The sequence below is a fragment of the Pseudomonas sp. SAS7 genome (assembly GCF_052112345.1).
GTDB lineage: Bacteria > Pseudomonadota > Gammaproteobacteria > Pseudomonadales > Pseudomonadaceae > Aquipseudomonas > Aquipseudomonas putida_Q.
Genome location: NZ_JBEGGO010000009.1, coordinates 285,811 through 295,342, shown reverse-complemented (window position 1 = coordinate 295,342; position 9,532 = coordinate 285,811). Strand labels below are relative to the sequence as shown.

Below are 9,532 nucleotides of genomic sequence, written 5' to 3'. Positions count from 1 at the left end.
GTACGGCGCCGCATCATAGGTCGGCGCAGTACCTGTGGGAGCGGGTTTACCCGCGAAAGGGCCGGAATGGTCAACGCTCATTCAGCGCTTTGTAGAGTTCGCCGGCAACCTCGGCAACGCTCAGGTAGTCACGGCGCAAACGAACGCTGGAACGCGCTTCCAGCTGCATCAACGCAAATTCGCATTTGTCCCTGTCCAGATGTGCCAGCAAGGTACCTGGCCCTGCATCGACCACACCTGCATCCTGAAGCATATCGACCACTTGTCGCTCGTATTCCTCACGCTGCCGGCGGGTTGCGGTATCCACGATGAAGGAGGCTCCTGGCTTGATATCGAGAGCCTCAATCTTCAGCACAACCCATCGGCACCGCTACTGGCAAAAATATCAGGTGGCGTGGTCTACCCTTAAGCCTTCACCGCCTTATTCTTGCGGAATGATTGCCAGGTGCGGAAACATTGACCATCTCGGGATGAGTTTCTGGGTAATACGTCACCGGGCCAGCGTCCAGATACTTTTCAGCGGTCAGCACCATGTGCATAACAGGACGAGACTCAAGCGCGCCCTTTTTCAGATTGAGACGCTCCGTGAAAAACGGGTTTTCCCGTAATATTGGCGAATTGTTGAGCAAAGGAGATTTCGGGGAAACCGGGACCGTTAGTGCTAGCACTGGCACCTCCGTAGCAATTGGCCAAAAGAATGGGGCCATCCTGGAATTCGATGTTACGTTGATAGAGACGCTTTGCAAGTTTGTGCGGATTTAGGCCTCCAAGCCGCTGACCGTTTCCATGTCCCCATATCCACGTCATGTTGTTTTTAGTGCTTTTTTCGGTCTTACCGGAAAAGACGATCACGTCACTGAAAGGCGTTGCTGGAGCTTTGCCAAAAGTGACAAAGTTTGAAGTTGCTTCAAGTTTGTGTGGGATGAATTTTCCAATGCCGCGCCCGGACGGATCTTCGAAGTTCACCGGATCTCCCGATACGAACGCATAGGAATTGATTCCTCCAAAATCGAATGGGCTGAATCGGTCAACACTGTTAAACCTCATCAGCGCGGGGTTATAGGTACGATGTCCGTTGCCAAGCTGATATGAGGCTGTTCCTGCGTCGTATCGCTCTCCTTTGAAAGCCACCGGCAATTCGATCTTGGGCGCGGTGTATCCATAGGCAGTAAATTGCAACGGCCCGGTGCGGGCTGGGCCTGAATACCAGGCAGCTGTGCGCTGAGAGTCAATTGCGACTAGCGCTAGGCCCTCCCTATCAAGATCAGCAGTCGTAAAGGCTAATGCGTTTCGCTGGTGTTGCATCACTCTGACTTTACGCAATGCACTTATCGACGTCACACAAGACCAGCCCTGATAAAAGTACCAGTTCATCATGTTCCCGACCCTTATGAGGAAGGTGGTGGTTCACAGCAGCGGGTTTGGGGCTACATGACGATGGTAGCCCCGGCATACTGACAACGCGACTGACAAAAATATCAGGTCTATGGTCTACCCTAAGGCCTTCACCGGTGGCTCCTGGCTCGGCGGGTCGCCCACGGTCGGCGGCATGGTTGGCTTGATCGGCAGCTCGTCCGGTTCTTCTTCCGGCACGGGCGGCGGCAAGCTGGGGTCGTCGATGTTGGGATCGGGGGTTTCCGGTGGAATGGGAATGTTCATGGCCTGACCTCGCGAGGGTGGAATGAAGAGGTGCTGCAGGCTCTGACCGCTGGCAGCTGCCGTTCGCTCAATTTTTTTGAACCCCACGCCTGTGCCCGGCTCTGAACCCTTACCGCCACCAGCCTGAGGGAGCAAGGTCGATGTCACGTAACGAGCCCTTTGAAAGCGTGCCCACGGCGAACGATCACCCGGACCAGGTCATCAGCCTGTCCCAGGCGCTGCTGGCGCCGCGTATCGTGATCGAAGACACCGAACCCGTGCTCGAAACCGGTACCTTTGCCGCCAAGGCCATCAGCGGCCAGCCAGTGGCGGTCAGCAGCAAGGTCTACAGCGATGGCCATGACCGCTTGGCGGTGATGCTCAACTGGCGCCAGGCGCACAGCCGGCGCTGGCATTGCGTGCCGATGCAATCGGCGGGCAACGACCTGTGGCTAGCCGAGTTCACCCCCACCGAACTTGGCCCGCACCTGTTCAGCATCGAGGCCTGGGTCGACCCGTTCGCTACCTATAGCCACGACCTGGAGAAAAAATACAACGCCGGTGTCGAGGTAAAACTGGAGCTGGAAGAGGGCCGCTTGATGCTGGGCAAAGGCATCGAGCTGTGCAGCGGTGCCGTGCGCGATGAGCTCGAAGCCCTACAGCAGCGCCTGGCGGAGCTGGATACCGACGGGCAGGTGGCACTGTTGCTGGGCCCGGACGTTGCGCACCTGATGAGCGAAGCGGGGCACCGCAGTTACCTGGCCCGCAGCCGCGATTTCCCCGTCGATGTAGACCGCCCGGCCGCGCAGTTCGCCAGTTGGTACGAGCTGTTCCCGCGCTCGATCACCGACGACCCGCAGCGCCACGGCACCTTCAATGATGTGCACCAGCGCCTGCCTATGATCCGTGACATGGGCTTCGATGTGCTGTACTTCCCGCCCATCCACCCCATCGGTACGCAGCACCGTAAGGGCCGCAACAATGCCCTCAAGGCCGAGCCCGGTGACCCTGGCAGCCCGTATGCAATCGGCAGTGCCGAAGGCGGCCATGACGCCATCCATCCGCAGCTGGGTACCCGTGAAGACTTCCGTCGGCTGGTTGCCGCCGCCGCGGAGCATGGGCTGGAAATCGCCCTGGATTTTGCTATCCAGTGCTCGCAGGACCACCCATGGCTCAAAGAGCACCCCGGCTGGTTCAGCTGGCGCCCGGACGGCACCATTCGCTACGCCGAGAACCCGCCGAAAAAGTACCAGGACATCGTCAACGTCGATTTCTACGCCCCGGACGCCGTCCCTTCGCTGTGGCTGGCGCTGCGCGACGTGGTGGTCGGCTGGGTAGAGGAGGGAGTTAAGACCTTTCGCGTCGACAACCCGCACACCAAGCCACTGCCGTTCTGGCAATGGATGATCGCCGATGTGCGCAGCAAGTACCCCGATGTGCTCTTCCTCGCCGAGGCGTTCACCAAGCCTGCGATGATGGCGCGCCTGGGCAAGGTCGGCTATGCGCAGAGCTACACCTACTTCACCTGGCGCAATACCAAAAAGGAACTGCGCGAGTATTTCGAAGAACTCAACCAGCCGCCTTGGAGCCAGTGCTACCGCCCCAACTTCTTCGTCAATACGCCGGACATCAACCCGTTCTTCCTGCACACCTCGGGGCGCGCGGGCTTTTTGATCCGCGCCGCGTTGGCGACCATGGGTTCGGGGCTGTGGGGCATGTGTTCGGGCTTTGAGCTTTGCGAGAGCGCGCCGTTGCCGGGCAAAGAGGAATACCTGGATTCGGAAAAATACCAGATCCGCCCGCGCGACTTCACCCAGCCCGGCAACATCATCGCGGAGATCGCCCAGCTCAACCGCATTCGCCGGCAGAACCGCGCCCTGCAAACGCACCTGGGCGTGGCGTTTTTCAACTGCTGGAACGACAACATCCTGTACTTCGCCAAGCGCACGCCTGAGCGTGACAATTTCATCCTGGTGGCGATCAGCCTGGACCCGCACAACGCCCAAGAGGCGCATTTCGAGTTGCCGCTGTGGGAGTTGGGCCTGGACGACGACGCTGACACCCAAGGCGAAGACCTGATGAACGGCCACCGCTGGACCTGGCATGGCAAGACCCAGTGGATGCGTATCGAGCCCTGGCACCAGCCATTCGGGATCTGGCGCATCGAAAAAGCCCGTTAACAAGGCTCAGACTGTCCCCCTGTAGGAGCGGGTTTACCCGCGAACACCGGCGAAGCCGGTGCCATGCACCGCGGTGTCATCTTCGCGGGTAAACCCGCTCCCACAGGGATCGAGCAAGCTCGGATGTCTGTGCATGCAATTGAAAGGAGTCACCCATGGCCAAGCGTTCACGCCCGGCAGCCTTCATCGATGACCCGCTGTGGTACAAGGACGCCGTCATCTACCAGCTGCACATCAAGTCGTTCTTCGACGCGAACAACGACGGCATCGGTGATTTCGCCGGCCTGATCAGCAAGCTGGACTACATTGCCGAACTGGGCGTCAACACCCTGTGGCTGTTGCCTTTCTACCCTTCGCCACGGCGCGACGACGGCTACGACATTGCCGAATACAAGGCAGTGCACCCCGACTATGGCAGCATGGCCGATGCCCGCCGCTTCATCAGCGAGGCGCACAAGCGTGGCTTGCGGGTGATCACCGAACTGGTGATCAACCACACCAGCGATCAGCACCCTTGGTTTCAGCGTGCGCGCCACGCCAAGCGCGGCAGCAAGACGCGCGACTTCTACGTGTGGTCGGACGACGACCAGAAATACGACGGCACGCGGATCATCTTCCTCGACACCGAGAAGTCCAACTGGACCTGGGACCCGGTCGCCGGCCAGTATTTCTGGCACCGCTTCTACTCGCACCAGCCAGACCTCAACTTCGACAATCCGCTGGTGCTCAAGGCGGTGATCGGGGTGATGCGCTTCTGGCTGGATCTGGGTGTCGATGGCCTGCGCTTGGACGCGATCCCTTACCTGATCGAGCGTGACGGCACCAACAACGAGAACCTCGCCGAAACCCACGATGTGCTCAAGGCAATCCGCGCTGAAATCGACGCCAACTACCCCGACCGCATGCTGCTGGCCGAGGCCAACCAGTGGCCAGAAGATACCCGCCCTTACTTTGGCGAAGGTGATGGCGACGAGTGCCACATGGCCTTCCACTTTCCGTTGATGCCGCGCATGTACATGGCCCTGGCCATGGAAGACCGGTTCCCGATCACCGACATCCTGCGCCAGACGCCGGAAATTCCGGGCAACTGCCAATGGGCAATCTTTCTGCGCAACCACGATGAGCTGACCCTGGAAATGGTCACCGACCGCGAGCGCGACTACCTGTGGAACTACTACGCCGAAGACCGCCGCGCCCGCATCAACCTGGGTATTCGGCGGCGTCTGGCACCGCTGCTGCAGCGTGACCGCCGACGCATAGAGCTGCTGACCAGCCTGCTGCTGTCGATGCCGGGCACGCCAACCCTGTACTACGGTGACGAGCTGGGCATGGGCGACAACATCTACCTCGGTGACCGCGACGGGGTGCGTACGCCCATGCAGTGGTCGCCGGACCGCAACGGTGGTTTCTCCCGTGCCGACCCGCAGCGCCTGGTGCTGCCGCCGATCATGGACCCGCTATACGGCTACCAGACCGTCAACGTAGAAGCGCAGAGCCACGACCCGCATTCATTGCTGAACTGGACCCGGCGCATGCTGGCCGTGCGCAAGCAGCAGAAGGCCTTTGGCCGCGGCAGCCTGCGAACCCTTACGCCCAGCAACCGGCGCATCCTCGCGTACATCCGCGAGTACACCGATGGCGATGGCAACACCGAGGTGATCCTGTGCGTGGCCAACGTGTCCCGGGCCGCCCAGGCTGCCGAACTGGAATTGTCACAATACGCCGACAAAGTACCGGTGGAGATGCTCGGCGGCAGCGCTTTCCCGCCCATCGGGCAACTGCCGTTCCTGCTGACCCTGCCACCCTATGCCTTTTACTGGTTCCTGCTGGCGTCCCACGACCGCATGCCCAGCTGGCACATCCAGGCCACCGAGGGGTTACCCGAATTGACCACGCTAGTTTTGCGCAAACGCATGGAAGAACTGCTGGAGGCACCCGCCCGCGACACCCTGCAAACCACCATCCTGCCGCAATATTTGCCCAAGCGGCGCTGGTTCGCCGGCAAGGAAGGGCCCATCGACCAGGTGCGCCTGCGCTACGGCGTGCGTTTCGCTACCGCCACCACGCCCGTGCTGCTCAGCGAAATCGAAGTGCTCAGCGGGGGGGTGGCCAACCACTACCAGCTACCCTTTGGCCTGCTGCCCGAAGACCAGATCAACACAGCGCTGCCGCAGCAGCTGGCCTTGTCGCGGGTGCGCCGTGCCCATCAGGTTGGCCTGATTACCGATGCCTTCGTGCTCGAACCGTTTATCCGCGCGGTACTGCACGGCTGCCAGAATGGCCTGCGCCTGCCCTGTGGCAGTGGCGCGGGCGAACTGCGTTTCGAGTGCACCGATCTGCTGGCGGCCCTTGGGCTGAACGATGAAAGTGCAGTGCGCTACCTCAGCGCCGAGCAGTCCAACAGCTCGGTGGTGATCGGCGACAGCGTGGTGCTCAAGCTGATCCGCCGGGTGAACCCGGGCATTCATCCAGAACTGGAAATGAGTGCCTACCTGACTGCCGCCGGCTTTGCCAATATCTCGCCATTGCTGGCCTGGGTCAGTCGGGTGGACGAGCAGAATGCCCCGCACCTGCTGATGATCGCCCAGGGCTACCTGAGCAATCAGGGCGATGCCTGGGCCTGGACCCAGAACACCCTGGAGCGGGCCATCCGCGACCAGATGGCCCCCCCAGGTGGCGATGCCGAGGCACACACCGATGCCTTGGTGGAGCTCACCGGCTTTGCAGCCTTGCTCGGCCAGCGCCTGGGCGAGATGCACCTGCTGCTGGCCGCGCCGACCGACGATGAGGCCTTCCGCCCACGCCCCAGCGATGCTGACGATAGCCAGCGCTGGGGTGCGCAGATCAGCGCCGAACTGACCCACGCCCTCGACCTGCTGGCCCAGCACCGTGACGCCCTTGACCCCGACAGCCAAGCGCTGGTCGACGACCTGCAACAGCAGCGCGATGGCCTGGCCCAGCACATCGCCAGCCTGGCGGAGCAGGCCGAGGGTGGCCTGCTGATGCGGGTGCACGGCGACCTGCACCTGGGCCAGGTGCTGGTGGTGCAGGGCGATGCCTACCTGATCGATTTTGAGGGCGAACCGTCCCGTCCACTGCAAGAGCGCCGGGCAAAGCACAGCCCGTACAAGGATGTCAGCGGCTTGTTGCGCTCCTTCGACTATGCTGCTGCGATGATCCTGCGCAGCGCGTCTGCGGTCGACCTTTCCGGCCCGGCGCAGCAGGCTCGTCAGCGGGTCGCCCGGCAGTACCTGCATCAGTCGCGCCACGCCTTTGTCGAAGCCTATGGCCTGGCCACCGCCGCCATGCCCCATGCCTGGAAAATGGCCGAGGGCGAGCGCGCCGCACTGGAACTGTTCTGCCTGGAAAAAGCCGCCTACGAGATCACATATGAAGCCGAAAACCGTCCGAGCTGGCTGGCCGTGCCTTTGCATGGCCTGCATGGACTGATCAGTACCTGGGGAGAGTCATAGATGAATGCAACCACGCGTGAAAACGGCGGCCTTCGGCAACGGGACCTGGACGCCCTGGCCCGCGCCGAACACGCCGATCCTTTTGCAGTACTTGGCCCCCACGACGATGGCAAGGGCGGGGTGTTTATCCGCGCCTTCCTGCCCAATGCCCTGAATGCACGGGTGCTGGCGCGCCATGATGGGCGCGTGCTGGCCGAAATGGTGCAAGGTGCAGTGCCGGGGTTGTTCACCGCGCACCTTGATGATGCACAAGCCTATCTGCTGCAAATAGGCTGGGCCGGTGGCGAGCAAGTCACCGAAGACCCTTACAGCTTTGGCCCGCAACTGGGCGACATGGACTTGCACCTGTTCGCCGAAGGCAACCACCGCGACTTGTCCGGGCGCTTCGGGGCCCAGCCGATCCAGGTCGAGGGCGTCGACGGTGTGTGTTTCTCGGTGTGGGCGCCGAATGCCCGGCGGGTGTCGGTGGTAGGGGATTTCAACAACTGGGACGGCCGCCGCCACCCCATGCGCCTGCGCCACAGCGCCGGGGTGTGGGAGCTGTTCGTGCCGCGCCTGGGCGTGGGCGAAACCTACAAGTTCGAGGTGCTGGGCAAAGACGGCATACTGCCACTCAAAGCAGACCCGCTGGCCCGGGCTACCGAATTGCCGCCGAGCACCGCGTCCAAGGTGGCCGGTGAGCTCAGCCATGCGTGGCAGGACCACGACTGGATGGCACAACGCGCCCAGCGCCATGCCTACAGCGCGCCCTTGTCGATCTACGAACTGCACCCAGGGTCCTGGCGCTGCGAGCTGGACGAGGCAGGCGAAGTCGGGCGCTACTACAACTGGCGCGAACTGGCCGAGCGGCTGGTGCCCTATGTGCAGGAACTGGGCTTTACCCATATCGAATTGCTGCCGATCATGGAGCACCCGTTCGGCGGCTCCTGGGGCTATCAGCCACTGTCGATGTTCGCGCCTACCTCACGCTATGGCAGTGCCGAGGACTTTGCCGCGTTCATCGATGCCTGCCACCAAGGCGGCATTGGCGTGTTGCTGGATTGGGTACCGGCGCATTTCCCCACCGACGAACACGGCCTGGCGCGTTTCGACGGCACTGCCCTGTACGAATACGACAACCCCCTGGAGGGCTACCACCAGGACTGGAACACGCTGATCTACAACCTCGGCCGCAACGAAGTGCGCGGCTTCATGATGGCCTCGGCGCTGCACTGGCTGAAGCACTTCCACATCGACGGCCTGCGCGTGGATGCGGTGGCCTCGATGCTGTACCGCGACTATTCGCGCAAGGCCGGCGAATGGGTGCCCAACCGCTACGGCGGGCGCGAGAACCTGGAGGCCATCGACTTCATCCGCCACCTCAACGGCGTGGCTGCCCACGAGGCCCCCGGTGCATTGATCATCGCCGAGGAGTCCACCGCCTGGCCCGGCGTCAGCCAGCCGACCCAGCAGGGCGGCCTGGGCTTTGCCTACAAGTGGAACATGGGCTGGATGCACGACACCCTGCATTACATCCAGAACGACCCGGTGCATCGCAACCACCACCATAACGAGATGAGCTTCGGGCTGATCTACGCCTATTCCGAGCATTTCATCCTGCCCATCTCCCATGACGAAGTGGTGCATGGCAAACATTCGCTGATCGACAAGATGCCCGGCGACCGCTGGCAGAAGTTTGCCAACCTGCGCGCCTACCTCACCTTCATGTGGGCGCACCCGGGCAAGAAGTTGCTGTTCATGGGCTGCGAGTTCGGCCAGTGGCGTGAGTGGGACCATGACAGCGAACTGGACTGGTACCTGTTGCAGTACCCTGAGCACCAGGGCGTGCAACGCCTGGTGGGTGACCTCAACCGCCTGTACCGCGAAGTGCCGGCGCTGCACGAGCAGGATTGCCAGCCGCAGGGCTTCCAGTGGCTGATCGGTGACGACGCGCAAAACAGCGTATACGCCTGGCTGCGCTGGAGCAGCAGTGGCGAGCCGGTGCTGGTGGTGGCCAACTTTACCCCGGTGCCACGCGAGGGCTACCGCATTGGCGTGCCGTTTGGCGAGCGCTGGCAGGAATTGCTGAATAGCGATGCCGGGCTGTATGCAGGGTCCAACGTGGGCAACCTGGGGGCAGTGGCCAGTGAGGCAGTGGCTAGCCATGGGCAGCCATTGTCGCTGGCCCTCAACTTGCCGCCGCTTGGGGTTCTGATACTGAAACCGGCCTGATAGGTCGCCTGTACCGGCCTCTTCGCAGCA

General features: G+C 62.0%; 6 protein-coding genes. 3 read left to right on the top strand and 3 right to left on the bottom strand.

All coding sequences use genetic code 11. The features are described 5' to 3' along the window. Positions 1-70 precede the first annotated feature (70 nt). The 3 genes from ABI582_RS16940 to ABI582_RS16930 form a co-directional block, all read right to left on the bottom strand. Entirely contained in the window at positions 71-307 is a 237-nt protein-coding gene (locus ABI582_RS16940; RefSeq protein ID WP_442119765.1) for a hypothetical protein, read from the bottom strand. Between the two features lie 245 nt (positions 308-552). Next, positions 553-1,377, bottom strand: a complete 825-nt coding sequence (locus ABI582_RS16935; RefSeq protein WP_442119764.1) for an RHS repeat-associated core domain-containing protein — start codon at positions 1,375-1,377, stop codon at positions 553-555. A gap of 114 nt (positions 1,378-1,491) precedes the next feature. Continuing rightward, positions 1,492-1,659 (bottom strand): hypothetical protein, encoded by a 168-nt coding sequence (locus tag ABI582_RS16930; protein ID WP_442119763.1) that lies wholly within the window; start codon positions 1,657-1,659, stop codon positions 1,492-1,494. 140 nt (positions 1,660-1,799) lie between these two features. Between ABI582_RS16930 and ABI582_RS16925 the strand changes: the two genes are divergently transcribed. The 3 genes from ABI582_RS16925 (at position 1,800) to glgB (ending at position 9,502) form a co-directional block, all read left to right on the top strand. Further along, positions 1,800-3,818 carry an alpha-1,4-glucan--maltose-1-phosphate maltosyltransferase gene (locus tag ABI582_RS16925; protein WP_442119762.1) on the top strand — a complete coding sequence of 673 codons (2,019 nt, stop codon included), beginning with the start codon at positions 1,800-1,802 and terminating at the stop codon, positions 3,816-3,818. Between the two features lie 155 nt (positions 3,819-3,973). Beyond that, a complete protein-coding gene (gene treS, locus ABI582_RS16920; RefSeq protein ID WP_442119761.1) occupies positions 3,974-7,291 on the top strand; it encodes a maltose alpha-D-glucosyltransferase in 3,318 nt (1,105 codons plus the stop codon). Then, positions 7,292-9,502, top strand: coding sequence for a 1,4-alpha-glucan branching protein GlgB (gene glgB / locus ABI582_RS16915; RefSeq protein ID WP_442119760.1), 2,211 nt, complete (start codon positions 7,292-7,294; stop codon positions 9,500-9,502). Positions 9,503-9,532 lie beyond the last annotated feature (30 nt).